The organism is Segatella hominis, from assembly GCF_004535825.1.
Taxonomy (GTDB): Bacteria; Bacteroidota; Bacteroidia; order Bacteroidales; family Bacteroidaceae; genus Prevotella; species Prevotella hominis.
In genome coordinates this window covers 1-26,667 of record NZ_SGVY01000054.1, presented here as the reverse complement: position 1 = coordinate 26,667, position 26,667 = coordinate 1, and the positions used below count along the sequence as shown (strand labels likewise).

At 40.7% G+C, this 26,667-nt stretch carries 22 protein-coding genes and 1 pseudogene; 13 read left to right on the top strand and 10 right to left on the bottom strand.

From position 1 onward, the window contains the following. Positions 1-105: 105 nt before the first annotated feature. Both EXN75_RS14525 and EXN75_RS14520 read right to left on the bottom strand, forming a co-directional pair. Positions 106-1,122 carry a hypothetical protein gene (locus tag EXN75_RS14525; RefSeq protein WP_134844351.1) on the bottom strand — a complete coding sequence of 339 codons (1,017 nt, stop codon included), beginning with the start codon at positions 1,120-1,122 and terminating at the stop codon, positions 106-108. Continuing rightward, entirely contained in the window at positions 1,106-2,209 is a 1,104-nt protein-coding gene (locus EXN75_RS14520) for a mechanosensitive ion channel domain-containing protein (protein ID WP_134844350.1), read from the bottom strand. Before EXN75_RS14520 ends, EXN75_RS14525 begins: the two co-directional genes overlap by 17 nt. 203 nt (positions 2,210-2,412) lie before the next feature. On the opposite strand from EXN75_RS14520, the gene EXN75_RS14515 reads away from it, so the two are divergent. Beyond that, entirely contained in the window at positions 2,413-2,625 is a 213-nt protein-coding gene (locus EXN75_RS14515) for a hypothetical protein (protein ID WP_134844349.1), read from the top strand. 18 nt (positions 2,626-2,643) lie between these two features. Here the strand turns inward: EXN75_RS14515 and EXN75_RS14510 are convergent, their stop codons facing one another. Further along, on the bottom strand, positions 2,644-6,597 hold the full coding sequence (locus tag EXN75_RS14510) for an AlbA family DNA-binding domain-containing protein (RefSeq protein ID WP_134844348.1): 3,954 nt from the start codon (positions 6,595-6,597) through the stop codon (positions 2,644-2,646). Positions 6,598-7,084: 487 nt separating this feature from the next. Then, positions 7,085-7,390, bottom strand: a complete 306-nt coding sequence (locus tag EXN75_RS14505; protein WP_134844347.1) for a PDDEXK nuclease domain-containing protein — start codon at positions 7,388-7,390, stop codon at positions 7,085-7,087. A 324-nt stretch (positions 7,391-7,714) separates the two neighbouring features. Here EXN75_RS14505 and EXN75_RS14500 point away from each other — a divergent pair, with 324 nt between their 5' ends. From EXN75_RS14500 to EXN75_RS14485, 4 genes are all read left to right on the top strand, one after another. Beyond that, entirely contained in the window at positions 7,715-9,160 is a 1,446-nt protein-coding gene (locus tag EXN75_RS14500; RefSeq protein WP_158570240.1) for a tyrosine-type recombinase/integrase, read from the top strand. Continuing rightward, positions 9,157-10,104 carry a tyrosine-type recombinase/integrase gene (locus EXN75_RS14495; protein ID WP_118120466.1) on the top strand — a complete coding sequence of 316 codons (948 nt, stop codon included), beginning with the start codon at positions 9,157-9,159 and terminating at the stop codon, positions 10,102-10,104. Before EXN75_RS14500 ends, EXN75_RS14495 begins: the two co-directional genes overlap by 4 nt. After that, entirely contained in the window at positions 10,085-11,107 is a 1,023-nt protein-coding gene (locus EXN75_RS14490) for a tyrosine-type recombinase/integrase (RefSeq protein ID WP_118120469.1), read from the top strand. The genes EXN75_RS14495 and EXN75_RS14490 overlap by 20 nt, the downstream gene beginning before the upstream one ends. A gap of 86 nt (positions 11,108-11,193) precedes the next feature. Beyond that, positions 11,194-11,487 (top strand): PDDEXK nuclease domain-containing protein, encoded by a 294-nt coding sequence (locus EXN75_RS14485; protein WP_342776621.1) that lies wholly within the window; start codon positions 11,194-11,196, stop codon positions 11,485-11,487. Between the two features lie 450 nt (positions 11,488-11,937). Here the strand turns inward: EXN75_RS14485 and EXN75_RS14480 are convergent, their stop codons facing one another. From EXN75_RS14480 to EXN75_RS14460, 6 genes and pseudogenes are all read right to left on the bottom strand, one after another. Next, positions 11,938-12,501, bottom strand: coding sequence for a hypothetical protein (locus tag EXN75_RS14480; RefSeq protein ID WP_223176164.1), 564 nt, complete (start codon positions 12,499-12,501; stop codon positions 11,938-11,940). Next, entirely contained in the window at positions 12,498-13,694 is a 1,197-nt protein-coding gene (locus EXN75_RS14475; protein ID WP_167639536.1) for a DKNYY domain-containing protein, read from the bottom strand. The genes EXN75_RS14480 and EXN75_RS14475 overlap by 4 nt, the downstream gene beginning before the upstream one ends. Before the next feature lie 30 nt (positions 13,695-13,724). Continuing rightward, positions 13,725-14,078 (bottom strand): exodeoxyribonuclease X C-terminal domain-containing protein, encoded by a 354-nt coding sequence (locus tag EXN75_RS18355; protein ID WP_246031429.1) that lies wholly within the window; start codon positions 14,076-14,078, stop codon positions 13,725-13,727. Next, the gene (locus tag EXN75_RS18350) at positions 14,060-14,329 is read right to left on the bottom strand and encodes a PAZ domain-containing protein (RefSeq protein ID WP_246031428.1); all 270 of its coding nucleotides are present in this window, start codon (positions 14,327-14,329) and stop codon (positions 14,060-14,062) included. The genes EXN75_RS18355 and EXN75_RS18350 overlap by 19 nt, the downstream gene beginning before the upstream one ends. 4 nt (positions 14,330-14,333) lie before the next feature. After that, positions 14,334-14,729 (bottom strand): hypothetical protein, encoded by a 396-nt coding sequence (locus EXN75_RS14465; protein WP_246031427.1) that lies wholly within the window; start codon positions 14,727-14,729, stop codon positions 14,334-14,336. 1,121 nt (positions 14,730-15,850) lie between these two features. Then, positions 15,851-16,474, bottom strand: a pseudogene (locus EXN75_RS14460) (RHS repeat domain-containing protein); the annotation flags it as partial. A gap of 790 nt (positions 16,475-17,264) precedes the next feature. Here EXN75_RS14460 and EXN75_RS14455 point away from each other — a divergent pair. The 8 genes from EXN75_RS14455 (at position 17,265) to EXN75_RS14425 (ending at position 26,543) form a co-directional block, all read left to right on the top strand. Continuing rightward, complete coding sequence (locus EXN75_RS14455; RefSeq protein WP_246031426.1) at positions 17,265-17,588, top strand: Spi family protease inhibitor; 324 nt, start codon at positions 17,265-17,267, stop codon at positions 17,586-17,588. After that, positions 17,588-17,749, top strand: coding sequence for a C10 family peptidase (locus EXN75_RS18345; protein ID WP_246031425.1), 162 nt, complete (start codon positions 17,588-17,590; stop codon positions 17,747-17,749). The genes EXN75_RS14455 and EXN75_RS18345 overlap by 1 nt, the downstream gene beginning before the upstream one ends. Positions 17,750-18,014: 265 nt before the next feature. Continuing rightward, positions 18,015-18,248: a helix-turn-helix transcriptional regulator gene (locus tag EXN75_RS14450; protein ID WP_022429425.1), complete on the top strand. Its 234-nt coding sequence runs from the start codon at positions 18,015-18,017 to the stop codon at positions 18,246-18,248. 3 nt (positions 18,249-18,251) lie between these two features. After that, positions 18,252-18,938, top strand: a complete 687-nt coding sequence (locus tag EXN75_RS14445; protein WP_134844342.1) for a M48 family metallopeptidase — start codon at positions 18,252-18,254, stop codon at positions 18,936-18,938. Between the two features lie 5 nt (positions 18,939-18,943). Beyond that, on the top strand, positions 18,944-22,186 hold the full coding sequence (locus EXN75_RS14440) for a type I restriction endonuclease subunit R (RefSeq protein ID WP_134844341.1): 3,243 nt from the start codon (positions 18,944-18,946) through the stop codon (positions 22,184-22,186). Positions 22,187-22,202: 16 nt separating this feature from the next. Then, positions 22,203-24,839 carry a type I restriction-modification system subunit M gene (locus EXN75_RS14435; protein WP_246031424.1) on the top strand — a complete coding sequence of 879 codons (2,637 nt, stop codon included), beginning with the start codon at positions 22,203-22,205 and terminating at the stop codon, positions 24,837-24,839. 16 nt (positions 24,840-24,855) lie between these two features. Next, positions 24,856-26,247: an ATP-binding protein gene (locus EXN75_RS14430; RefSeq protein WP_134844340.1), complete on the top strand. Its 1,392-nt coding sequence runs from the start codon at positions 24,856-24,858 to the stop codon at positions 26,245-26,247. 5 nt (positions 26,248-26,252) lie between these two features. Continuing rightward, on the top strand, positions 26,253-26,543 hold the full coding sequence (locus EXN75_RS14425) for a restriction endonuclease subunit S domain-containing protein (protein WP_134844339.1): 291 nt from the start codon (positions 26,253-26,255) through the stop codon (positions 26,541-26,543). Positions 26,544-26,667 lie beyond the last annotated feature (124 nt).

The window sequence follows — 26,667 nt, the reverse complement described above, 5'->3', positions numbered from 1 at the left end:
AGTTTTGCTTGTCTTCTTTTCGCAACACTAAGGTAAGTGAAAATTCTGACATGGCAAAATCCTGGGCAACTTTTTGTTGCTCAGGCACTTATAAATAATGTTAAACTATAGTGTTGCGGAATTAAGGATAATCATTTTCTGGATGATAGGAGTATCTGATGGCAGGCTCTCAAATCCCCATTCCTTCCTGTCAAGAACACACATGAGTCTTGACTTAAAACAGTCGGAACAGAACACATTTGAAATTTTGTTTCTCAGATTCACCTGATAAATCGGATCCTGATCATCAAGACTGCCAAGAAGATCGTCCCATTGCGCCAGTGTATTTCTTAAATGTTGCTGATAACACAGGTAGAACAGGGCATGACTGTATCGCTCAGCCGTATTAGGATCATCAGAAGGAAGATTGTCGAGGTCAGCCCCCACATGATAAACCATATTCGTGCGCATGGCCTTACTCACTTCCATCTCATTCATCCCTTCATCAAAGAATCTATTCACATCTTCTTCTCTGATTCGGATTGTTGCATCATCGCTTGGATATTGACTGAAATCATGCCCATCGTAGCCGATGAGTTCTATCTCCAGATCAATGAATGAATCTGGATTGAAAACTTTTCCAGTCTCCTCTTTATCCATATAACTGATACGATAAGGACATAGGAGTTTCAGATTAGAAAGATATTCCTCCTTGAAAACTTCCGCAATGATGCCATCTTCATCATATTCATTTCTATCAAACAGAATGGTGATCATGGTTCTCTTCCTGCCACTATCCTCATTGAAGTCTGGATAATGAGCTATCAGAGCGATTTGTCTAACCACAGAGAGTAGGAGTGCGGAAGTTCCTTCTATCGTGATGCTAAGAGGAGAGAGGGAACGGCACAGACAGCCTTCACGGTATAAAATGCCCTGTTTGTCGAGATATCCTATTACATATCTTCTTGCTCTGTACCAGTTGGTTACGACCGATTCTTCAAATTTATCCCCAGCTCCTATCCGGCTCTGATTTCCCTCATTTTTGCTTCGGCGAAGAGAGGAAAATAGGTCCTCTTTTCTTGTTATCATCTGCTGGTAATTCTGCTGGGCAAGATTCTTCTGATTCTTATGAGAGTGTAGCATAGTCATTCTGATTTTTTCGGTAGTCAGCTCTATTTTCTACCATATTAATATTACTGTTGCTAGTATCATATCCTGATGGCGTCTGGAAAAGTTGCAGATCAAACCAGGAAAGCGCTTTTAGGAAATGCTCGATAATCTGAGACTGCTGCCATTCAAAAGGAGCCAGCGTGCAGTCGATGATGTAAGCATAAATCTGCAACGGCATACCTTCCTGGGTCTGCTGAAGCCATCTGACTATCAGACGGGGTTCCTGCGAGACATGAGGATGATTCATAAGCCAATAATAGATGTAGAGTCTGAAAACTTCCGCATTCAGTTTTTTACTTTTCAGGAATTTATCCTTGAAGCTTGAGTCTATATTGAGATTTTTCTTCAGGCGCTCACAATCTTCCTCAGAAAGAGGATGGATCCAACCTGTATCCAGCGTGAAGGTTTTCAGCATTTGTCTACCATAAGTTTTCCCTGTCCACATCTTCTGGTTGTTTTTGAAATGTTCAGAATGTAGAATGTAGATAGGAAAAGCTGAAGTAGTAGTATCCCAGTTTTCTATAGTAACGGTAGTAAGTGAAATCGTTTTTACCACGCCATCTATCTGCTGGGCTGGCACCTGGATCCAATCCCCGATTCGCAACAGTCCGTTGGCACGGAGATAAAAAAATGCGGCAACACTCTTGATGGTATCCTGAAATATCCAGGACAAAACCGAACCGCCAATGGCTATGATTATATTTCCATTAGGCATGTGCGTGATACCAATGAGAGAAACTATTGTGGCAATCCAGATTCCAAAACTGACCAGAAAGACGATCTGCGTCCATGTAATGCGTATTTCCTGTCTTCTCAGGCTGAAAATATAGTTCAGTTTGGGAACCACAAAACAAACACACCCGAAGAGCAAGGTGACACCCACCGCCGCCAGTCCGTCCATACTTTCCACATCATCTGCACAATGGAAATATAATCCAACGGCTATGAGCAGGAGCGCAAAGATAAATATGCCCAAGATCCAGTTGGATTTGCACAAAGCCCCCAGTGTTTGCTTAGTTACATTCTGGTGGGATAACCATTTATTCGATAATTTTCTCATATTCTCTGAGATTTAGGTTCATTGTTTACTTATATTCGGCAAAAATATACATTTTTTCTGGATTAACCAAATTTTTTCTTCATTTTCAATGCCCCAGTGGGCATGAGTTGTTACTTATCTATACTAATTTAAGGACGTATGATTTTCCTGATAAAATGTTATATCTTTGCTTGTAATCATATAAACCATATAATTTAAACAACATGAAGCAAATCTTATCTATTGCTGTTGAAGCATTATTTGCAACATCATCCTTTGCCCAGGAAAGCGAAATGCTTGTGGAACGTAACCAATTGGCAAAGACTCCTCCGATGGGGTGGATGACCTGGAACCTCTTTCAAGGTAACACCAGCGAGAAATTGATTAAGGAAACTGCAGATGCAATGGTGGAACATGGCTTCCGCGATGCAGGATGACGGTATATCTTGTTGATACTATTTCGTTTTGCAGTCCGGTAAAACTGCTAAGCAGCGTTTTCCTTCTACTGTTTTGAGGATGCATCCTATTGTTTTTCTTCCTATGTTGCGTAAGATAGGAACTTTATTGATAGCTATCACTTCCACATAGTGTACTCCCGAATTAGGTACGTCCATTGGCAAGGTACCATCGCCCTGCATTTTGGATTGACCGAATCTTTCTACGTCATCGAAACGTACATAACGATTGTTCTTGCCATCTATGAAACCTACACAGACAGAGTCGGCATTGGTGGCGATGGATGCGAATATCAGTTTTTCGTCGGCATTGCGCTTAAACACTCTGCCTCTTTCTCGTTGCAAGAGCTCTTCTACCGATACCTTGCACACCCTTCCGCTTTCGTAAACAAGAATCAGCCATCCTTCTTCTTCATCTTCATGTACAGCTAATTTCAGGCGGTAGTCTTGCCAGTCATCTTCATCGAGTACCTTGTATTCGTCGGTTCCCATTAGGCAGATGACGGCCGTTGATGGTCTCCAACCTTCCTCGTATTCGTGGAGGGCATTGTTGCGTATGCGTGAAGTCTGGATGAAATCAGTTACAGGTGCAGATTCCACAGGTTTTACGATTTCCTTTTCCGGTACAGTTTCTGGCATGAGGGAATCGGTTTTCTTATCCTCTATATGAGGCGCAAGCTTCTGGGCTCTTTGCTGGCGGATGGCAAGGAACTTGTCACGATAGTTGTCGTTTACCTTTCGAGCCGATGTTCCCATGCGTTCAAAATACTCGTTGCCTACTGCTATAGGGGTAGGGCATGGGGCAACATCGATGATGAGCACTGCATTCTTCACGTCTTCATCGAAATGAGTATGGATGTAGTGGGCACCCGTTTGCCCCAGATAATAGACAATCTGATTATTTACATATACCTCATACTTATCGCGGGATCCTTTAAAGAGTTGATTCTTCAGATCCTCCTCCAATCCCATCTCATACCCAATGTCTGATACTCCCAAATACAGGTGTCCACCATCGGCATTGAGGAAAGCACACAATTCCTGCATGATCTTTTTAGTCTGAGCCTGAACATCTACCCGCATGGAATTCTCCGGATAGATGATAGAGGTTTTAAACTCGGTATGGAAATCTTCCTTTCCATAGTTTTTCTTATTGGAGGACGATTTCTGGAGTTTGAGAAGCGCTCTGATCTTATCCAAGATATCAACAGCTTGTGACAATAGTCCCGACTTTTTGACGAAATTATGAGAGAGAACGAGCGAGGCGAGTTGCTGCAGTTGCGGATCTTCATTGCAACAGCTCCACCTGTAAAGTTCTTCATAATGGTCTTCACAGTCGAGACAGCCGATGATGCGCAGTTGCATGAAATCGTGTCGCAGGATGGCATTTCTATCGAAGAGTTCCGGGTCTGTATCAGCGATATGCTGTATTTTGCTTGTATCCACTTTGTCTAATACGGCAAAATCGTTGAGAATCTCCAAGAGGGCCAATCGGCTGTCATAGTAACTTATCCGCTCTTTGTTTTCCAGGATAATGGCCATCAGCCGGCAGAAATTCAGATAATTGTATGCCTTGAGATTGTCTTCTTCCAGGGTAGCTTTGGCTTCAATGATGCACATTAATTCACTCACATAGACAGGCTCAAGCGGGTGGGATGCTGCCCATTCATCTTTCTCAGCCAGCGGGTTGTATATTTCTTTCTTGCTATACCCCAGCATCAGCTGGTGAAAGGCTTCTGCTGCATTAAATCGGCTTTCAGGAGCCTCACGCACAAAGGTGGCGTTCAAATAGCCATTTGTGCCTTTCGAGATATTTTCCACTTCTACGATCATTCCCTTTCTCAATTCCTCTACAGTCATGTCCTGCGCAGGAGAGACAGAAACGGACAGACCTTCACTGCTGATGGCTGGTACTCGCCCGATATCGGCTCCACGATTATTGAGCAGGCAGGTGAGTCTGGAGTTATAGAAAATATCATTCACGCGCACCTCTTCTTCATAATCTTCAATCATTTCGCTCAAGGCAAACACGTATGTTCCATCTGGATTTATGTCTTTTACATAGGCTCTGAGCACGAGTGGCTTGTCGAGATATTGGAAGGATTTGATGCTTACTTCGCCGGGATAGTATGGTACCACATCTTCCAGTACATTCAGGGTGCCTGTGCATTCATATCCCTCCTCAATAACTTGGCATTCGAACATGAGCTGTCCGGCTAATTGCTTAGTAATAATGATGCTTGTTTCATCGTCTATATCGAGTTTTCTTCTCTTATTACTGTCTGATTTTCGCTTATTGGAAAAGAGTGATTGGTTGATATACATCCATAGTTGCTTGTAGTGCTCGATGGTAGTACCCACTTTTCCTCTCAGGTTTACTGGCGGTTTCTCGTCCAGATGAATGCTGAGTCCGTGCCACAATCCCATTCTTGAAGGGAAAGGCAGATAGAGATTCTCTTTGTTGAGATTCTTCGGTTGTATGGCAATGGTTTGTTCATTGACAGTGAGAATGGTCTGTTCTCCTTCGAACTTAGCGGATTCGAAATTTTCTACCGGTTCATTGTTTTCCTGCGAGCAGAGCATATTGGCGATGATGAATGCATCATCACAATTGAAGGGTAGGGTAGCATCAAATTCTGTTGCCGTGAAAAGTGATCGGAATGCTTTTTGCAGTGTTTTGTTAGGATCGCTCACGTTCATCAGAGATACCAGTCGGTAGAGTAGTGCCTGGATGAGTTGAGAATCATATATCTTATGAGTAGAATGGTTACTGAGCATCAGTTCAGTCACCAATACCTGAATCATAGTCTCCTTTGTGGCAGGATCGCTGGTAAGTTTGTCGGTCTGCGCATAAGTAAAATCCACGTAACTTTGTAGCAGTTTGAGCCATTGCATCTGGAATGGTGTACGTGTCCAGAGATATACTTCCTGCTTACGGAGTGTGGAAAGGATTTTGCCTATCTGTTTTTCCATGATAGAGACATCAAGCATGAAAATACACTGCATGATGCAGAATTGCTTTCTTGGTTGGTAGATGTAGGCACAGTCTGCGAGTGTAGAGAGGATATGCTCGATGGTATCTTCTGCTTTTCCTTCCTTAAGAATTTGGATGGCCTGGATATAATAAGACAGCAGCTCGATAACATCTGTAAATCTTTGCTCTAATAATATGCGTTCTGCTTCTTTGCACCGGGGCAGTAGTAAGTTACTCTGCAGGGTACAGAGGCAATGATAGCGTATGTTTTGGAGTAAAGCTTGAAGTTGGTTCTGGGAAATATTTTGGGAGATATTTGAAATCCAGCGATGACATTCCACATCGAACATATCAGATGGAGTATCACCCAACATCAGTTTTCTGAAATTCTCTGTATTCCAGCTGGCAATATCTGTTCCTTCTTGTTTTTTATCGTTTTCTGAATTTGTGTCCGATTCATCAGTTTCTTCCTTTTTCTGCGTATCTTCTTGCAGAATTTTCTGGTGGATGATTTCAAATATTTCCTGCAGATCATTTTCAGAGAGCGAGAATTCTGATTTCTCAGCTCCCAGCACTTCAACGAGTTTTACCTCCATATAGTTTTGTCTGAACTTCATGATCCTGCATCTTACTCTTGGTGTAAGAGCGGCATTGATATTAGTTTCACGGCCCATCATTGCCGTTAAACCATATTGATCTTCCAACTGGTATTTGTCGGTAAGAGTCAGTTTGATTTTAAAATCCACTTCCTCATTTTCATGGTAATAGCTTCTCATGAGGAGGTCGATATTTTGCGAGATAAAGATTTTGCCACTTGACGTTGTCAGCAGCTTGCAGTCAAGAAAATCGGGTAGGGGTAGCCTCCTTTGAAATGCAAGTTGGGCTATCTTATAAATTTTACCTTCCCATTCGATGATAAACTTGTGCTCCTCATCATCAGCGCGCAAGACTTTTGCTTTGATGTATTTATAATTATCCATTTTATATAATAATTTTAATTCGTTTTCAATTACTGCGCTAAATTACTAAAAAAATCTGATATGTATTAAAAATGAGCGAAAAAAAATTCATTTTTCTTCTTTTGTATATGTTATATAGTTCCAATGGAGGTGGTATGAGTGGACAGAAAAATGACGCTGCTGGCTCAGTAGGATTTTTCAGGCAGTCCCTATGTGATTTATTCTATTTTCCCCTGGTGGTTGATATAGAGATGGGTGAGGATGCTCTCCACCTTTGACAGAGAAGAGTCTATGTCCAATGGCTCGTTATCGGAATCGGTAATTTAGGTATTAATTTATCAGGAGACACGAGTTTTGTTCCATCCACTATACAATATGTTGATCCTGCAGGATAACTTTTGCGACAGACAGGACAAATAGGATCCTCTATGAAAGATTCTTCCAGATTACAGCTGCGCTCCATCTGCCGACTGCAATTCCATTCTTTTAGGATTATCCATATATTTTATTATTGCTTGCTATTTTTCTTCAATTCTGCCTCAATATCCTCAATACTAGGTAATGAACTCTTAAACTCTTTAGGCAGCAAGTTAACCCCCTCAAACTCAGAGATTCCTATCGGTTGATTATAACCTTCAAGAGAATATTGCGCAAATATATTATCTTTCGATTTACAGATGAGCAAACCAATCGTAGGATTGTCAGCATCACTCTTTAGTGTATGGTTTACAAACGACATATAGGCTGATAGTTGTCCCAGATATGAAGGTTCAAACTCGGTAACTTTCACCTCATATGTTGCGTAGTCAATTATGTTGGCTTCATATCAGAAAAGCTTATCCACAAAGGATTCTTTTGATTTCTACACAACATAATTTTATAAAAATCCTAAACGTTTAATTATCTGTTTTTAAAATTTCACTATATTTGAGGTGAGTTAATTCATTTATTTTCTAACCCTTAAATATTGTGGTTTATGCTTGAATATATTATTAGACGCAAATGGTATCTCCAAAAGCATTTAGATGCTCCTCTATTAAAGGAACGAGAAGAATACCTAACGCTTATGTATAAGAAAGGATTGAGCCATTCTTATTTGTTGTCAATTGCAGACTATTTGTTATTGATAGTACAAGAATTGAGATTAACAGACGATGAAAATCGTATGGTTTCCATCCAAGAGATTTTCGAAAATGCAGAATGTTGGGCACATACAATCAAGAACCATCCGATGAAACGTCGTTTTTCTCCTAGCTCTGTAAGCAAGTTTAAGAGTATAGCTTTCAAATGGTTGTCACACATAGGTAGAATGGACTACAGCTATGTCACCACGGATTGCATATTGAACAGATTGTTTTCCAGAAGCCACCACAAGCTACGCTATCTCAATTATCCCTTGAAGGATGAGAGAACATCTCACTTGGAGAAATGGGAAAGAATGGGGGCTGCAACATCAACGCTTCGACAAATCGCCGCATATCACTTGCATGCCATTGACTTGCTTCATCCAAATATGTCGCATAGTATTACTGAGGAGGAACTGTTGTCTGCCGCAGACAAATGGGCTTCCATGGAAAAGAGTGGTAAGGATAGTATTGATGGACAATATGCAAGAAAACGTTTCATCAATATTGTACGTGACTGGCTGATACACTTGGGCGTATACATAAGAAAAGCAGACAGCTTTCCATTGAAACCTTTTGTCATGGAATACCTGGACTGGTTGAAGTACGAGAAAGGTTTGTCATTGAATACGATAGAGAGTCGCTATTCAATGCTCAAGAACTTCATGGGTACGATTTCACCTAGTAGTCTTAAAGACATAACTCCTCAAACGCTAGACAATTATCTCGCAATCCAAAAGAAAGAAAACGGGTGTTGCCGTCGTACCATAGCAGGCATAATATCTGTTCTTCGTAATTTCTTCGCCTATGGTGAAACCAAAGGGTGGAACACTGAAGTGCTGGCAATGTCGATGAATGCACCGAGGCAGTATCGCCACGATGACATTCCTTCTTTTGTTCCTTGGGAGGTCGTGCAGAACATTCTTATGGAAAAAAGCACCGCAAGTGGTGTGGGGAAACGAGACTATGCGATTTTTTTGCTGCTGTCCATATATGGTATGAGATGCAGCGAGGTTGCGAATCTCAAACTTAGAGACATTGATTGGCGCAATGAGCAAATCCACCTAAACCGTGCGAAAGGGTGCAAGTCTCAGACTCTGCCGCTGATTACTGTAGCAGGAAATGCCATCATCTCCTACCTGAAAGATGTGCGCTATAACCAAGCCAAGGACGAGCACCTTTTCTTGACCATACGTGCCCCACACTCCAAGCTCTCCACCTCTTCCATTTACAAGATGGTGAGGGACGCACTGGTGGTGCGCCAAGTGAACCTACGCCATTATGGTCCGCATTCCTTGCGACATGGTTGTGCCACATATCTTATAAACACAGGGTATAGCCTCAAGGAAATAGCAGACTTGCTTGGACACATGCGCCTGGACACTACAAGAATCTACGCTAAGACCGACATGACTTCACTTCGTGAGGTCGCTGACATGAATTGGGAGGGGTTGTTATGAAAGTGTGTGATTTAGTGGAGGCATATATCGCCTATCGTCGTTCTTTGGGAGAAAAATATCAGTCGCCAGCCGTAATATTGCGCAGCTTCGCCAGATACATTGGTGAAGACAAGGAATGTATGAGCATCGACGAGAAGATTTGCACGGCATTTTTGTATAGTCCAAACAATACCGTTTCCGCCAGTTGGTTCTTGCGTTACTCTTCATTGAAGTGGATGTTCGAATGGGCAATAGTTCGTGGATACATGCAAGAAGTAGTCCTTCCAAAGGAAAAGCCAAAGGCTCTGGAACATGTTAAGCCGTACATCTACTCAGCGGAGGAGCTAAAGAGAATCTTCGAACTTGCTTTGAGCTATCAGAAAAACAAAAGCAAGACTCCACCAAGATGCGTGCAGGCAATATTGAAGCTCACTTATGTGTTAGGTTTGCGAATCAGTGAGACCATCTCGCTGCAGCTAAAAGACTTGAACTTATGTGAAAAATACCTGGTGATACGAGAGTCGAAGTTCTACAAGTCAAGAATGGTGCCTTTCAACGACCAAGTGGTCTTGTTACTGAACGACTTTCTGGGCTGGCGAAAAGCACAAGGTTGGCCGTCTGATAACGAGACTTTTGTGTTCTTGGACAAGAACATGGACAGATTAAGTATCGACGTGGTTCGGAATGCCTTCGAACGGATAAGGGAGATGGCTGGAATCAAAAGAACTGACGGCTCCCGATACCAACCGAGGCTCCATGACCTGAGACATGCATTTGCCGTGCATCGCCTGACGGAATGGTACCGTTCCGGAAAAGATGTCAATAGACTGTTGAACTCACTGTCCACCTATCTTGGACACGACCACATCTCTAACACTTCTGTTTATCTAAGCATGACAGACGATTTGCTTAGCGAGGCTAATGATCTTTTTAACGCATATAGAAATGGGAAAGTCGAAACATGAAAAAGAATCATATTTGGGATATTGGGTAAGAGCTTTTCTTTGCACTTATCTGACCAACATCCGCAACCTCTCGGGAAATACGATGAGAGCATACAGGGACGCTATTAAACAGCTTGTCTCATTTGTCTGTAAAGACAGACACATCAGAGCAGAGGAGATACTTGTGACGGATATAACCTCAAAGGTTGCAACATCTTTTCTGAACGACATCGAAATAAGCAGAAAGTGTTCCATAAAAACCAGGAATCTACGATTATCTGCTATCATAGCATTGGCAAAATACATTGCCAGCAACTCTCCCGAGCACATAGAGTGGTGTCGAGAAATAAGAAACATACCGGTGAAGAAAGCTCCAAGGACACAGATAACATACTTGGAGAAATCTGAGATGGACGCATTATTGAACACACCTGCAAAAAATACCGAACAGGGATGGAGAGACTACGTGCTGCTACTCTTTCTGTACAATACAGGAGCACGAGCAGAAGAAGCAGCCTCGTTGAAAATCGGGGATGTTTACTTGCCAAAAGGAAAAGGACTGGCTGTTGTCAGCATACTGGGAAAAGGCGGGAAAACTAGAAGATGCCCTTTGTGGGATGATACTTGCAAGGCTTTGAGAGGCATCATTGCCGATAGATTCTCAGAGGAACACGTTTTCCTTAATCGCCAACATTTGCCGATGAGTCGGTTTGGCGTTTACGAAATGGTTACCAGACATGCAGATACTTTGTCGAAAGTAATGCCTTCGATAAAGGGTAAAAGAGTTACACCACACACGATCCGACATACAACAGCGACACATTTACTGCAAGCTGGCGTTGACATAAACACCATAAGGGCTTGGCTTGGTCATGTATCTGTAGAGACAACCAATATTTATGCAGAAGTAAATATGGAGATGAAGGCAAAAGCTCTAAAAAGTTGTGAAGTAAAGTCCGAAAAAACGAATTATCGTTGGAAAGACGATAAAAACTTGATGGATTTTTTGGATAGTTTAAAATAATATAGTACCTTTGCGTAGTCAAAATCTATGTTGTGTAGAAATCAAAAGAATCCTTTGTGGATAAGCTTTTCTGATGTGAAGCCAACATAATTGACTACGCAACATATGAGCTAAAAGCCGTGGAGTTCAAGCCAGAGTTTGTTAGCAAGCTGAACTTCTATATTTCTGCTGTTGACGACATGGTAAAGTCACTAGAAGACAAGCCTACCATTGGCTTGCTTCTCTGCCGTACTAAGAGCAACAAGAAAGCAGAGTTCTCGCTTCGTGGCATTACTCAACCAATGGGCATTGCACAATACGAAACAGAAAAACTCTTTGCTGATGTCGCTTCGGCTTTGCCACAGATAGAAGAAATAGAAAATAAAATGGAGGAAGAATAAAATGGAGGTCAAAACTATACTTCCAAAGATGTGCGTTATGTTACGAAAGACGGGAAAATATATGCTACCATCATGGCTTGACCAAATTCTGTTAAGTACATATTGAAAGCCTTCTTACCGCTTTCGTATCACAACCGTAGAAAATTCATGCTCGGAATATGATAAGCTTCAGGAGATTGTCCGTAGATAAATAATCTCTCCTAACCAAAATATTTTGATTCTACGATACATATTTTGGAATATAATCTTTATCCCTTTATAATAAGGACATTGGGAGGATTGTCCGATTTTGAGGTAACGAATTGCCAACCGTTCTTGTTGCTGCATTCTGTTTTGATATGCTTTCTTGGCATCTCGTCTATGCTACAAAGGTAATATATTTCTTTCAAAACATATTAAATTCTCAATATGATTTCAAAGATTATAAACCCCGAATTTTCTACCACTGCTTCATTTTCTGTTTTTTGGAATTAGCGTTATTGATTCAAGTTTGGCAACATTGGCCGAGATAGGTTTGATAGTCACCCTTACATCGTACTGTTCAGGGAGTAGCTTTACATTTGGGTATTGGTTGAGATTGTAACTTCTCCTAAATGGAGTTTCGTTATAACGGAAACATACCTCAACTATTCTACTTGTTGAATATCCCCTCAGCTGAGTTGTCAATGTTGTCGGTTTGATAGACTCCGCTTTTACATTCCAATAGACAAAAAGCACAAGAAAAGTAGAAAGACCGCCAACAGTAGCAAATTTCAAATACTTGCCATATTGGGATTTTCGGGAAATGATAAAACAACCGACAGCAACAAGCCATACGACAATCATCAAGAAATCATATACACGGTTGGAGATAAGAAACCCTCTTGAAAGCCATAAAACTGCACCCATAAGCGCAATAATCGCCAATAAAAAATAGTCAATCGACCGTGAACGTATCGACTGATATATCCATTTGCCTATGCCATAAGCAATAGCGATTCCGACTATATAGCGCAGCATGATTTCCATACTCATTTCCCATATTTCTTTTTCAGATATTCACGCAGTTTGGGAGAATCCTTGCCTTCATATATTCGGTTGCGGTCGAACACCGTCCAACTGTCGCCGTCCGGGAATGTCATCTTCTCAAAACTTCCGGGGTCAGCACCTTGAATGATGGAGTCGTTCCAAAACACATGTTTGTCATCTTTCCCATAGTTGAAATCTCCCCCGAAACCTCCCGCGGACACAGGCTGGAAAGTTTTGGGATTTGCCCCGGCAACTAATTGGGAACTCCACCAGACATGCGATTTATCCTTGTACCAGTTGTCGGAAATATGCTCGAAAGTCGCGACATCGGCTTTAGGAAGGATATTAAAATGGGAATCGTAGATATTCGTTCCGTCGGAATACATCAAACGGCCTACTTCGGTGAGTTTGGAATAATCTTTTATTTGGGTTGGAATCCCTTTATTGTAAGCCCTGTGCTTGTCTTGCCCTATATAGAAGTCCACTTCCTTGAACGTCGCAGGGTCAGCACCGGGAACCTCCTTGTCCCTGAAAAACACTTTGTGCTTGTCAGCGGCATAGTCTCCTGATTGGTCCGGAGTCTTTGCTTCAATCGGGTGGAAAGTCTCGTAATCGATATCTGTAATCACACCTCCTGCAAGGTAGTATCCATTGTATTTGTCTTTTGCCCAATGAGTTTCCCAAGAATCTGAACTGCCTAAGATTTTGAATGTCGATTTATCTCTTACGTTCAGTGCTTTCCCATCCCAATAAAAATCGTTGGCATCTTCTGCAAAATAGTAGGAATGCACTTTGAATGTTGCCGGATGCGCCTTTTCTATCAATTCACCGGAAACATATACATGCGTATTGTCTGCTGCATACGATTTGGTAAGCACACGGAACGAGCCGCCATCGGCACCTTTGATAATATCGCCCTCGTAGAATGCGTGTTTCTTGTCTCGACCATAATCATCATTCAGTATTTCAAAAGTCTTTGGGTCTGCATCAACATGACTTGAAGTATAACCGGTTCCTTCATTCCACGTATTCCATGTTACCTCCTTACCATCGTTTTTATATCCGACAGAACATGAAACTAGGGTCATCAATACCAAAAGTATTGATGTAATGAATATAGATTTCTTAGGAGTTTGCGAACCTAACTTACTTTGTGCTGTTGCTCCGAATGCTATAAGCAGGGAGCAAAATATTAACATAAATCTCTTCATAGCTACATTATAATTTGATTACTTGAATTTCTCCCAATCAAGATTGAAAGAATCGTTGTTTTGTGAAAGCCATATAAGGTATTGTCGGTCTGTTTTGCAAACCTCCTCAATGGACTTTCCCTTGTATTTCCCGAAGCTCATTATATCGTTAGGACCAAGTGTTGGTCTATTCTCCATATGATATTCCAATACCTTATCAACATCGGTATAGAAGTGTTGGGAATCTATAATCGCCCATTTGACATACTGCCAATCTTTAATGATGACCTCTTTCAAAGTCATATCCTTATATTTACCACAGCCAATCTTGTCATCAAGACCGAGAACCTTAACAGATTCTGTTGTCTTCTCACCTATGATGTCCAACAACATCCATGAGCCACACCCACAACATGGTAATAAAAACCAAATACATTTCCAAACTTACCACCTCTTCCATGTGGTTCTACTCGTACAACCTCCACATACTGATTACGATACCAGTCTGAAACTCTTCCGTCTGGGAATCTTTGAGCAGTAAAAGGCAATGCTCTACCTATATTGTAATAAATCTCCGTTAAGTTCTGATGTGGATACTTGCAATTCACCGCATCAACCAACGTTTTCTTTTCTTCTTCTGTCATAGCTTCACTTTTTTAGTTTCTGATATTCCGTCTTGGTCATAATTCCTTCTCTTGCTTTATCCATATTTCCGGCATCTTTATAGAAAATCCAATGTATCACTGGTTTTCCGCCATAGGCAGAAGAGTAAGCTTGTTGGAAGTTCCACCCCTTGTCAACCATATAATTTGCTGCATCTACCATGCTGTTAAACTTGATTTCTTCGCCATTTTCATCCACAAATTTCAATTTGCTGCTGAGGTCTCCCCAAATATTATATGAAGCCTTTGTCCCGAAGTCGAAGATTATTTTCAAACCAGAAGAAAGGTCTTTCTCAATACCCTTTACCTCGCAATAATAACGATGTTGTGCAAACGCATTGCCAACATTACAAATAAGGCATAAAGCCAATAAATATTTCATAATAGTCTTGCTCATTTCTTTCTTGTTTTATAGTCCTGGTGATACTTTGCTATACACTTGTTGGAAAACTCTTTCATTGATGGCATTCTGGAAGCTCTTGTTGTCAACTGGTTATTTCATATTCATAATGTTATGATTTTTTAATTAATTTGCGTAATATTTTTTCCCACTTTTTTTCAGTTACAAATGATTCTGGAAGATTTGGCAAAAAAAACAAAAAATCATTAAAATAATCGATAAACTCATAAATGACGAAGCAAAAAAAACAAATTATACTTGATAATATTTTTATTATTTTGTTCATAACAATATTGTTAAATTTTAGTAAAGGTATGTAAGCATGATAACTTACATGTCTACACACCTTTTGTCTATTACTATTCCGTATCGTTATTTTTATTTTTTTGGGATACAGTATTTGCTGTAGAAACAGCTCTTCGAGGTTTGTTAAGATATTCAATTCCTTTATTATACCAACGATTCAAAAAACCTCTTACTTTTGGAGAGAAGCCAGCAAAACTCTTATTGAAACTTGAGCTAAACTGTGCTGCATTTAGTTTATTAAAACTTCTCATCACATTCTTAGCTACTTTTCCCATAGTTTTTTCTGCAATATCACCTAAGCCTCCTACGCCTTTTGTAGCTAATGTTGGTACTATAGCATCCGCAGGTTTATAATTTGGACTTCCATCAATATTATAAAATTGAACTTCAGCACCTGTAAGAGGATTGGTTGCTCCAGAACCAGCCCAATTACCAAAGTCGAAAATTTGCGCTGTAACAAAGATATCATTGGCCATTCCATATAAAAGTTTGCCTATACAATTGTCTGTTTGAGCCCATTTTTCCCTAAAGTTCAGTTCATCACGGTTAAAATATGCATTATTGTTGACAATGGTACTTCCAGCCGGTGTACTAATTTGTCCTGCAATATATTCACCAGTATAGGTATCTTTTACATGACCTCCAACTTCCAAATCATAAGAATATGCTCCACTCTTTGCAAATAGAGTTCCCGCTGCAAATAAGTATTTGGTTTCTTTTCCATACTTATTAGTTGCATCCTCTTGACTTGTAACTAAAGGATCATAGAAATATTTTTTATCTGTTTTAAGCCAATCGTTACCATCTTTATCAATTAACTTTACTGGGTTATTTGCACAATAATTATAACTTGATAAATTGGGATATTTTTCTGCTAAAGCATCCACTCCATACCAAAGATTCGTCACTGGATTCATATACCTTGCCCATAATAATACAGTCCCGTTTCCTGGTCTAATTCCTTACCATTGAACTTATATGGCATATCCTCAGATGAAGAATGTTCATCCACCAGCAACTCTCCGTGGCAGGTAGGCATCGAACTGGGTGATATTGGCCTTAGCGTTGGTGATGTACGAGGTACTGCCGAGGTGGTCGGAGTGATAGAAGAAGATTTCCTCGGTGTTGGTGGTGTCTGTGGGGACATAACCATAGGCAGGCTGCGCATTATCAGGACTCTCCGGTTCACTCCATTGAATAGGGGGACCTGGGACATCACCTTTGCCGTTGAACTTCGGATGCTGTATCCAGCCTTCAGGAACGCTGTGGTCACCCAGGTCTGTAATGATGCTGTTGTAACCAATACCTGTATTGTCTGGATCTGCAGTTGCACCCTTCATCGTCGGCACTCCCGGCGGTGTGCCGAGCTGCTTGTAATACTCCTCACGCTGCTTTTCTATCTGCATCATGCGGGCGGCATGCGGTATCCTGTTGACAGCAGAAACAATGGGGCACTTTTAGGGTTAATCGAAACTTGTATTTGGCTTTACATGTCTCAATCAAACTCATTATTACTTTTACTGACAGAAGATTACTTAGAGCCTTGCCGAAGTATGCTTTGCCCTGTGTAGTCCTGCCTGCTATACGAAGTAGGATCATTCTTCCTTGTTCCATATTTGTGGGAGCAAAGATAATGATTTTTAAGTAAACTGCCAAAAAACAGATCATTTTTATATAAATCTTTGTGCAAATTGTGCAAAAAGCAAATATATTCTGCATTTTCTTACATAAAGTCGTATCTTTGTGGTAGAGAATTTTAAGAACGCCCTCCTGCCACTGGGCAGCGTTACACCCTTTCCAATGATACGATTGGCCACCTGTTGAAAACTTGTCGTTACTAAAGCATAAACTTGAATAAAAAAGCCTCGAAATACGAAATAGGCTTCGATAGTCAATGAAGCCTATTTCGTTGAGCAATGAAAGCAGCTTCGTAAGCAGTTGAAGCCTATTGCATTATTCTGATAGAAACTATAAAAATATAGTTGACCACTTTAAACTTTATTAATAATACACGTTGACTCACAGTATTAACGTAACAACTCATGACAATATGGGTGCGGTGTAGGGCGGCGGAATAAGAGTTTGTTATAAAATATTGTTTAAAACGAGTCTATTATGAATATTTTTTGTATCTTTGCAAAAATATAGAAATGGATATTTCTACAATCAATAAAACTATTAGATTTTAATAATTATCAACTTACAGTCATCATGAAAGTTATTCATAGTATCCTATCCTTTTCCCCCTCGATAGCCATTTCACAGGCCATCGTTTGTTTCCTTTTAGCCTTTAGTCCGGCAGTATATAGTAAAAATATCAATCCTCGCAAAGCAGCGAAGATAGCTCAAAGATACGTCACCTTACCTCAATCCCAAGAGGTAAAGGCAAAATCTAAAGGTTTCTCTCAAACAGCTGATACACCTTATTATATATATAATGACGCCAGGGGAAGCGGATTTGTGATTGTCTCTGGCGATGATGAGATGGGGGAGATTTTGGCTTACAGTACTGAGGGAACAGACGCATCCTTTTAATGCCCGACTATCGTTATCCTGTTCGTGCAACATCAGAACAGGAAGATGCCGTTGCCTTGCTGATGAATGATGTGGGCGTGGCTTCTTTCATGCAATATACACCTAATGCCAGCGGAACACAGGGCATATTTGCCTATCAGGCGCACCAAAGAAAATTCTAACTGCTTGATAATGAGCGGTTAGGATTTTTTCTTTTCTATTTTTGGCAACATTTTGGCAACGTATTTAAACTCTAATTTGTAGAGGTTGCCAAAAGTACACCTCTATTTTACATTCTTTCACACGATTTCTTTGAATTGCATACCTCCAAAACTTACCAACCAAGACTCTTTATATGTAATTTTTCTTAAATATATATACAAAATAAAGAAAATATTCTATAAATTGAATTTATTTCACTATATTTGTAGCTGAAATTATAATTGTATGGAAGATATAAACAGAATAAAGCTTGTATTGGTAGAAAAGAAACGTACAAATAAATGGCTTTCAGAACAGATGGGAGTTACACCTTCCACCGTATCGAAGTGGTGTACAAACTCGTCACAACCAGATTTGAGCAGTCTATTAAAAATTGCAGACTTGCTTGAAGTGGATTTGAGAGAGTTAATTGTGCGTGAATACAAATCTTATCTATTATCGCAAGAGAATAACAAGTAAATAATGTTAGTTAATGGTATCGAAATAGAAATTGAGCACAAACCCATCAAGAACTTACATTTGGCAGTTTATCCGCCAAATGGGAGGGTTCATGTGTCTGCTCCAAACGAATATACAGATGAACAAATAAAGCTGTTCATCCTTAAAAAATGGGTATGGATAACCTTAAAACGAAAGGAAACGATGTCCTATACCATACAAGACGAAAGGGAATATATTTCTGGAGAAGCACATTTCTTCAAAGGTGAACTTTATCGACTGAAAGTTATTAGGGACAAAACTTGTACTCATCATGTAGAGATACAAGGGGACTACATTATTATATATGTGTCAGAATCCACTTCCAAAGAAAATATAGCCAATGTGTTATGGACTTGGTACAAAGAACAATTAACACCAATAATGGAACGGCTTGTTGATAAATGGGAGCAAATTCTTGGGGTGAAAGCAGCAAATTGGACAATTCAACAAATGCAATCCAGTTGGGGCAAGTGCCACAAAGAAAGTGGCAAAATCATGTTCAACCTCCAGTTGGCAAAGAAGCCATTAAACTGTATTGAATATGTGGTAGCTCATGAACTCACTCACCTCATTGAGCAGAACCATACAGACAAGTTTCGGCACATTCTTGGAACATACCTTCCTGGATGGCAAAAAATAAAAGAACAATTAAACGAATTTCCTCTATAAGAAATATGGCAAACTATCAAGAACAGAAAGAAAGAGACTATCAAAATGCTCTCGTCAAGCGTTTTCAAGAAGAACTTGGATATACTTATCTTGGCAACTGGCAGTATGCTAAAGGTTCTAATGTAAACAATATGGGTGTAGCCAACTCACCGATATTGGATGACGAAGTACGCTCTTTTCTGAAAGAACAAGGTCGTACAGAAATGCAGATAGAGGATGTTTTGGTAAAATTGAAAGACAAAGCTCGCCTTGGTGATTCCAAGATGAGTAGTCTCATACAGTGCAATACAGATTTGTACGATACACTGATAATGGGTATTAAGTCACAACCATCACCAGAGGAGAAGCATGAAGACGTAATGTTTTACGATTTCGACCATCCACAGAACAATCACTTTGCGATTGCAGAAGAGGTTAGTTACATAGACCCACTTCTTGGCAAGAACAAGCGTCCCGACATTGTGGTCTATGTGAATGGTATAGCTCTTGCTGTCATTGAACTGAAACGAAGTTTAGTCAACTACGAGGAAGGCATAAAACAGCATCTTAGCAACGAACGTGATTTTATTCCATCATTTTTTACCACAACACAGTTCACCATTGCCTCAAATGATGACGTGGAGTTTCGTTACGGAACAATAGGTACTCCTCTTTCCTTTTGGTGCAGATGGAAAAGAGATACAAATAAAGTTGGTGACACTATTACAGAGAAAGAAGCATACCGTCTGTTTTTCGACAAGGAGAACTTTATGTTCTTCTTTCATTATGGTGTGCTGAATGATGGTGGTATTAAGAAGGTATTACGCCCTCATCAGATATATGCTATTAAAGCAGCTGCTAAAAGAATGCCTCAAAAAGAAAGTGGAGTCATTTGGCACTCGCAAGGCTCAGGAAAGAGTCTTACGATGGTAGCTTTGGCTTCCTATATCCAGAAGAACTTTTCCAATCCTCGTGTCGTTGTAATCACCGACCGAAAGGAACTTGACTTACAGCTTGCTGGTACTTTTGTAAAGGGAGGCAACAAACTTCATCATGCAGAATCGTGCAGCGACCTTCTTGATACATTAAACAAGGGAGACGAATGGCTAATCTGTTCGTTAATTCACAAGTTTGGCGCACACAAACATAATGATGAAGCTGAAAAGGATGAGTCTGGAACAAAAGTCAGCCTTGATGAGTATCTGAATGAACTGCAAACTATCATTGCAAAAAAATATGGTAATCATTTCAGTGTAAAAGGTGACAACATCTTCGTATTTGTTGATGAATGTCATCGAACCCAGAGCGGTCGCCTCCATGAAGCAATGCGTGCTATCATGGGAAAGGAAGTCATGCTTATAGGTTTTACCGGCACACCTTTACTGAAGAAAGACAAAGGTGACCCATACAATGCCATTAAGAGCATGTCAGAACGCACATTCGGACCATATATTCATAAATACCTTCACAAACAAGCAGTTGAGGACAAGGTTATCCTTGACCTACAATATGAATACCGCAATGTGGAACAGCAACTTACGAGCAAAGAGAAGATTGACCAAAAGCTTGCTGCACTTACAGCAGGGCGTGAACTTACCCCAGAGCAAAAGCAAATGGTGGAAGAACGTTGGGCAACAATGGAGCGTATCTATTCCACAAAAGAACGCATAGAACGTATTGGTTACAGCATTCTTGATGACTTGAATTATGGATTACTGAAACATGATTGGTGTAACGCCATGCTCATAGCTGGCTCTATTTTCCAAGCCTATCGTTATTATAAGTTTTTCTCAAGTAGCGATTTGAAAGGTAGATGTGCAGTTGTAACAAGTTACGATCCTACGGACAGTGATATAGTCAACAACTCTGCCGATAATAACAAGACTACAGAAGCAAAATTCAAGTACGACTGGGCGAAGAAATCGTTTGAAGAAGCTGGAGTAAAGAATGCTGATGAGTATGAAAAGTGGGCAAAAGAGCTTTTCGTGAAGCGTCCTGCCCAGATGAAACTTTTAATTGTAGTCAACAAGTTGCTTACAGGCTTTGATGCCCCTTGCGCCACTATTCTCTATATAGATAATGAGATAAAAGACCATACACTGTTCCAAGCAGTGTGTCGTGTCAACCGACTTGGCGAGGACATCAAAGATGACAAGGGCGACATTATAGTCAAGACTCACAAAGAATTTGGACGCATTGTTGATTTCAAGAATCTTTTCAACAGCATAGAAAATGTTGTCACCAAGTTCAATGATGGTTCAGGCTTTGAAGGACTCGATGATGTGGACATAGATGGACTTCTGGATAGTGCAGTGAATAAATGCAAGGAAAAACTTCTTGCTGTCACAGAAGCATACGAGGGATTAAAAACTATTTGGGAGAGTAAAAGTTTGAACGACTTGGAGGCTTTGTCTGAATATTATGTCAAGGAATATGATGGCGAAGAACCTGCGCAAGCTCGCCGTAACATCATGTATAGTATTACAGGAAGTATGGTCACGGCATATAACAACATGTCGGACTATTTCGCAAAAACAGATTTCACGGCAGAACAAATAAATCATTTCGCCTCACTTTCACGAGAAGCGGGAACGGTTCAGCGAAAAGTCAAGCAAAAATCAGGTGATGACTTTGACCCAAAGACGCTTGACCCCGATATGCGTCAACTTCTTGACCAACACATTAGGGCAGAGGATGCAGAAACATTCATTCCATCATCGGCAGATTTCTCATTTCTTGACCTCATCAATGACTCTACAGACACCGAAGAAGCAACCGAAAAAGCCATACACGAAGCAGGAGGTAATGCCAATGGAGCAGCAGAGGCTATCGAAGGTAAGGCTCGCCGAGTAAACACAGACTGGAACAGCGGTGATGCGGAGGAATATAAACTTTTCAGTGACAAATTGCAGGCACTCCTTGAAGAGCTAAAGGCTCGCAATGCCACGGCAAAAGAAAAGATAGAAGCTCTCATAGAACATATAAAAGCTATCAAACATGGTAATGACGCACCATCCGACTTGACAAACAAGCGTAGTAAAGCCTTATGGAACAATCGTGCCACATGGCATGCTCCAGAAGACAAAGATGAGACTATCCGCATCATCAAGACTATAGATGAATTCATATACAAGAATGCTGGGCGTAATTGGCAAGACCCTGACAGCAACGCAAGTTGGGACTTACGTGATGACTTACAGGCTTTATTCCCAGCAATGACCGAGCAAGACATTTATGAAATTTACCGCCTTGCTTCACAGAACTCATAATTAATATACAAATAATATGGCTATAAAAAAATCACAATTATACAGTGCACTTTGGGAGTCATGCAATGCTTTGCGTGGTTCTATGGATGCCAGTCAATATAAAGACTATGTTCTTATTATTCTCTTCATCAAATATCTGTCAGACAAAGCTGGACAACCTGGCTTCCGTCTGAAAGTTCCAGATGGTTGCTACTTCAAAGATTTTGTTGCTCTCAAACAGAACGGCAAAATTGGAGAGCTAATCAACCAAAAGTTGGAGGCCATCAAGGAGATGAATGCCAGACAGATAGGCGACCTTGCCCTTCCAAACTTTAATGACCCAAACAAGTTGGGAAGTGGAAAAACGATGGTTGATACCCTATCTCGACTGATTGCAGTTTTTGAGAACGATGCACTTGATTTCTCGCGTAACCGTGCAGCTGACGATGATTTGTTGGGCGATGCTTACGAGTACTTAATGAAGAACTTTGCTGCCGAGAGCGGTAAGAGCAAAGGACAGTTCTATACTCCTGCTGAGGTAAGTCGTGTCATGGCGAAGGTGCTACGCATCAACGAACTTGACCGTGCCGAGCAAACCATTTACGACCCTACATGCGGTTCTGGCTCTCTCTTGCTTCGTGCTTTGGCAGAAGCAAGCAACCCTCGTGTGTCTATCTGTGGACAGGAAAAGGATAGTAGCACGGCTGCATTGGCAAAACTCAATATGCTTCTCCATGGAGTCAGCAATGCAGAGATAAAGGTGGGAGATACTTTGGGCAATCCTCAGTTCACTCAATATGGTATGTTGAGCACCTTTGATGTTTGTGTGGCAAACCCTCCTTTTTCACAGAAGAACTGGCTTGCCTCAGACATGTTTCCTGACCAATATAATCGTTGGACAGCCAACCTGTTACCACCAGCAAAATGTGGAGACTATGCTTTTTTACTGCACCTCATCAGTTCCATGAAAGCTGATGTTGGACGTGGCGCTTGCATCTTGCCTCATGGTGTACTATTTCGTGGAAATGCCGAATATGATATCCGTAAGGATATAATCGAAAAACATTACATCAAGGGTATAATCGGTTTACCTCCAAATATTTTCTTTGGTACAGGTATTCCTGCTTCCATCATCATCATCGACAAGAAAAATAAGGATTGCCGTAAGGGTATCTTTGTCATTGATGCCAAAGACGGCTTTACGAAAGATGGTGCGAAGAACCGCCTTCGTGAACAGGATATCAAACACATCGTAGATGCTTGGGATGCCCAGCAAACCATACCACATTATTGCCGATTGGTAGAATGGAGTGAGATAGAGAAGAATGACTACAATTTGAATATTTCTCGTTACATCCAACCTATAGGCACTGAGATTCAGCACGACATAGAAGCTCATCTGCATGGTGGGCTTCCTGCAACCGATGTTGAAAACATGGAAATCTTTTGGAAGGCTTGCCCAACTTTGAAGGATAAACTTTTCTGTGATGTCAACAATGGGTACTATTCCTTAAAGCCTAAAAAAGAAGAAGTCAACGATGTCATAGACAATGATTCATCCTATAAAGCACAAGGGGAGGCTTTTGCCAAGGTATTAAATGGATGGAAAGAAGATGTCGAACCAAAGATGATGGCTATCAATCAAGGTGTCCATCCAAAAGAATTGATTGCCGACTGGTCTGAAAGTCTATTAGCGGAAACTATGGAGCATAGTGGACTCGTAGATGCTTATGATACCTATGATGTCCTGCTAAACTACTGGACAGATACCATGCAGGACGATTGTTATATGATTTCCAATGATGGTTGGACTTATCCAGAAGTGAAAGCCATCAAGGTAAAGGAAGTCAAGGAAAAGAAGAACAAGAAGGATAATGGCAGCGATACTGAAAGCAATAAGTCTAAGACAAAAGAGATACCTTGTATGTATGACGAAATAGTATGCGACCTTCTTCCTGTAAAGATTGTACTTGATGAATATTTTTCAGACGAGAAGCATCATATTGATACCCTAAAGGCAAAACAAGAAGAGATCGAGTCTTTGATACAAGAAATGACAGAGGAGCACGAGGATGATTTCAATGGCTATGACAAGGTTAATGAAATAAGAGCAGCATACAAATCTGCAACTTGTAAGAAACCGATAAAAGGGGAAAAGGAAATTTTGTTGACTTTGGCAGATATGCCAAGCAACAACAAAAATGCCAAACTTGCAAGAAACTCCTTTATTGCAGAGCATCAAGACGTTTTTGCTGGATGGGAAAAATTCAACAAAACGGACATCAAGAGAAGAATTGGTGAAATTGAGAACTTCCATCCCCTTCTTTCTGACACACTTGTCGTGTTTAAGGAGTATCTTGACAAAAATGACGAATTGACTTCTCTGAAAGCTCAAATCAAGGAACTGACGACAACACTGACGAATAAGGTGGTAGAGAAATACGCCACTCTCACTGAGGATGAAATTAGAACACTTGTTGTTGAACGCAAGTGGCTCGCCACTGTCATTGGCGGTTGCATGGCACTGATGCAATCAGTCACTCATCGTATTGGTACAGAAGTTACTTTGCTTGTGGAGCGGTACGAGAATACACTACCTGAATTGACAAAAGAGGTGAGTGAGTACGAAAGTGAGGTAAACGGCTACCTTGCCGAAATGGGTTTTACGCTTTAACAAAGAAAATAACATCATGCTAAGTGAAAGTCAAAATATAGAATATAAAGAATCTTGGCGAGACGAATATCTGAAATGGATATGTGGTTTCGCCAATGCACAAGGCGGTCACATTTTTATCGGTGTGAATGATGAAAAGCAGGTAATAGGTCTGCCTGATGCCAAGAAGCTGATGGAAGACATTCCTAACAAAATTGTCAACTACCTTGGCATCGTGGAAGATGTAAACCTACTTACAGAAGGAGAAAAAGAATACATAGAGATTGTGGTGACACCAAGCAGTATGCCTGTGGCTTACCGTGGTGTTTACCACTATCGTAGTGGTTCTACCAAGCAAGAACTAAAGGGACTGGCATTGCAGAACTTTATCTTGAAAAAGATGGGGTGGTCATGGGATGATATGCCAGTCGCCGGAGCCACGTTAAACGACATAGACCGTCAAGCTATCGACTACTTCTTGCGTAAAGGCATTGAAGTGGGACGAATTTCGGGTGACGCCTATACTTCATCTACTGAAGCTGTGCTGCGAAGTCTGAACTTGATAACTGAGGAAGGACAGCTCAAGCAAGCCGCCTTGTTGCTCTTTGGCAAGAACCCGAAGAGATTCTTTGTGTCTTGCGATTTCCGTATCGGTCGTTTCCACAATGACGAGAGCGACTTGATCACACAGGATGTTGTAGAAGGGAATATCCTGCAAATGGTAAACCGCATCATTGAATTGTTGCGTTCCAAGTACCTTTTGTCTCCTATTCACTACGAAGGGATAACACGTATAGAGCAATTGGAAATACCCGAGGATGTGTTGCGTGAGGCTATTTGCAATGCCATCGTACACCGTGACTATATGGGAGTACATACACAAATGAAAGTATATGACGACTGCATTATGCTTTGGAACGATGGCAAACTGCCCGAAGGTATCAATCAAGAGAAGTTGTTTGCCGAACATGCTTCACAACCTCGCAACCGCAACATAGCCAATGCCTTCTACAAGGCTGGCTTTATCGAGACATGGGGGCGTGGCATTAACAAGATACGTCAAGGATTGAAAAAGATGGGACTTCCTGAGCCTAAAATCGAGAATCATGTCAGCGGAACGCTGATTACCATTTACCGTAATGTCGGTGTAAACGGCACTAATAACACCAATAATGTCGGAAACATGTCGGAAACAAATGTCGGAAACATGTCGGAAACAAACCTTACGGAACGTCAACGATTTATCTTGTCTTCTATCAAGAAAAATCCGTTAATCACAGGAAAAGAAATGTCGGAAACATTGTCGGTGACACAGCGTACAGTAGAACGCGATTTGGCGGCAATGCAGAAAGCTGGCATCATTCGACATGAAGGCAAGGTTAATGCAGGTGTGTGGGTGGTGCTTGAAAAGCCACAAAAAAAAGATTGAGAGGTATGAAAGAAACGAAATTCAAAAATACGGAGATAGGGAGAATTCCGGAGGATTGGGAAATTGGATATTTTGGTGATGTACTCTGCACATTCTCTGCTGGTGCAACACCTTATCGAGGAATCCCTGATTATTATAACGGCAAGATTAATTGGATTTCAAGTGGCGAGCTGAATTATAATGTTATTTATGACACGATAGAACATATTTCAGAAGAGGCTTTAAGAAATACTAATCTATGTCTACATGCTCCTGGAACATTCTTGATGGCAATTACAGGGTTGGAAGCAACATGACTTATACTGATATAGATAGACACATTTATGGTTAATTAATAAAATGTGTTTAGTAATGAGTAAAAAGTACAAAAGTTACAGTAAGGAAGACAAATTGTCTTTACTTTGCGACTATTATCAGTCA

Coding starts and splice junctions, on each gene's coding strand:
- EXN75_RS14440 (WP_134844341.1), top strand. CDS start 18,944: ATGGCAAACTATCAAGAACAGAAAGAAAGAGACTATCAAAATGCTCTC.
- EXN75_RS18355 (WP_246031429.1), bottom strand. CDS start 14,078: ATGTTGTTGGACATCATAGGTGAGAAGACAACAGAATCTGTTAAGGTT.
- EXN75_RS14445 (WP_134844342.1), top strand. CDS start 18,252: ATGTTAGTTAATGGTATCGAAATAGAAATTGAGCACAAACCCATCAAG.
- EXN75_RS14435 (WP_246031424.1), top strand. CDS start 22,203: ATGGCTATAAAAAAATCACAATTATACAGTGCACTTTGGGAGTCATGC.
- EXN75_RS14425 (WP_134844339.1), top strand. CDS start 26,253: ATGAAAGAAACGAAATTCAAAAATACGGAGATAGGGAGAATTCCGGAG.
- EXN75_RS14450 (WP_022429425.1), top strand. CDS start 18,015: ATGGAAGATATAAACAGAATAAAGCTTGTATTGGTAGAAAAGAAACGT.
- EXN75_RS14465 (WP_246031427.1), bottom strand. CDS start 14,729: ATGAAATATTTATTGGCTTTATGCCTTATTTGTAATGTTGGCAATGCG.
- EXN75_RS14480 (WP_223176164.1), bottom strand. CDS start 12,501: ATGAGTATGGAAATCATGCTGCGCTATATAGTCGGAATCGCTATTGCT.
- EXN75_RS14455 (WP_246031426.1), top strand. CDS start 17,265: ATGAAAGTTATTCATAGTATCCTATCCTTTTCCCCCTCGATAGCCATT.
- EXN75_RS14490 (WP_118120469.1), top strand. CDS start 10,085: ATGGGAAAGTCGAAACATGAAAAAGAATCATATTTGGGATATTGGGTA.
- EXN75_RS14430 (WP_134844340.1), top strand. CDS start 24,856: ATGCTAAGTGAAAGTCAAAATATAGAATATAAAGAATCTTGGCGAGAC.
- EXN75_RS14515 (WP_134844349.1), top strand. CDS start 2,413: ATGAAGCAAATCTTATCTATTGCTGTTGAAGCATTATTTGCAACATCA.
- EXN75_RS14510 (WP_134844348.1), bottom strand. CDS start 6,597: ATGGATAATTATAAATACATCAAAGCAAAAGTCTTGCGCGCTGATGAT.
- EXN75_RS14525 (WP_134844351.1), bottom strand. CDS start 1,122: ATGCTACACTCTCATAAGAATCAGAAGAATCTTGCCCAGCAGAATTAC.
- EXN75_RS14475 (WP_167639536.1), bottom strand. CDS start 13,694: ATGTTAATATTTTGCTCCCTGCTTATAGCATTCGGAGCAACAGCACAA.
- EXN75_RS14520 (WP_134844350.1), bottom strand. CDS start 2,209: ATGAGAAAATTATCGAATAAATGGTTATCCCACCAGAATGTAACTAAG.
- EXN75_RS14495 (WP_118120466.1), top strand. CDS start 9,157: ATGAAAGTGTGTGATTTAGTGGAGGCATATATCGCCTATCGTCGTTCT.
- EXN75_RS18350 (WP_246031428.1), bottom strand. CDS start 14,329: ATGACAGAAGAAGAAAAGAAAACGTTGGTTGATGCGGTGAATTGCAAG.
- EXN75_RS18345 (WP_246031425.1), top strand. CDS start 17,588: ATGCCCGACTATCGTTATCCTGTTCGTGCAACATCAGAACAGGAAGAT.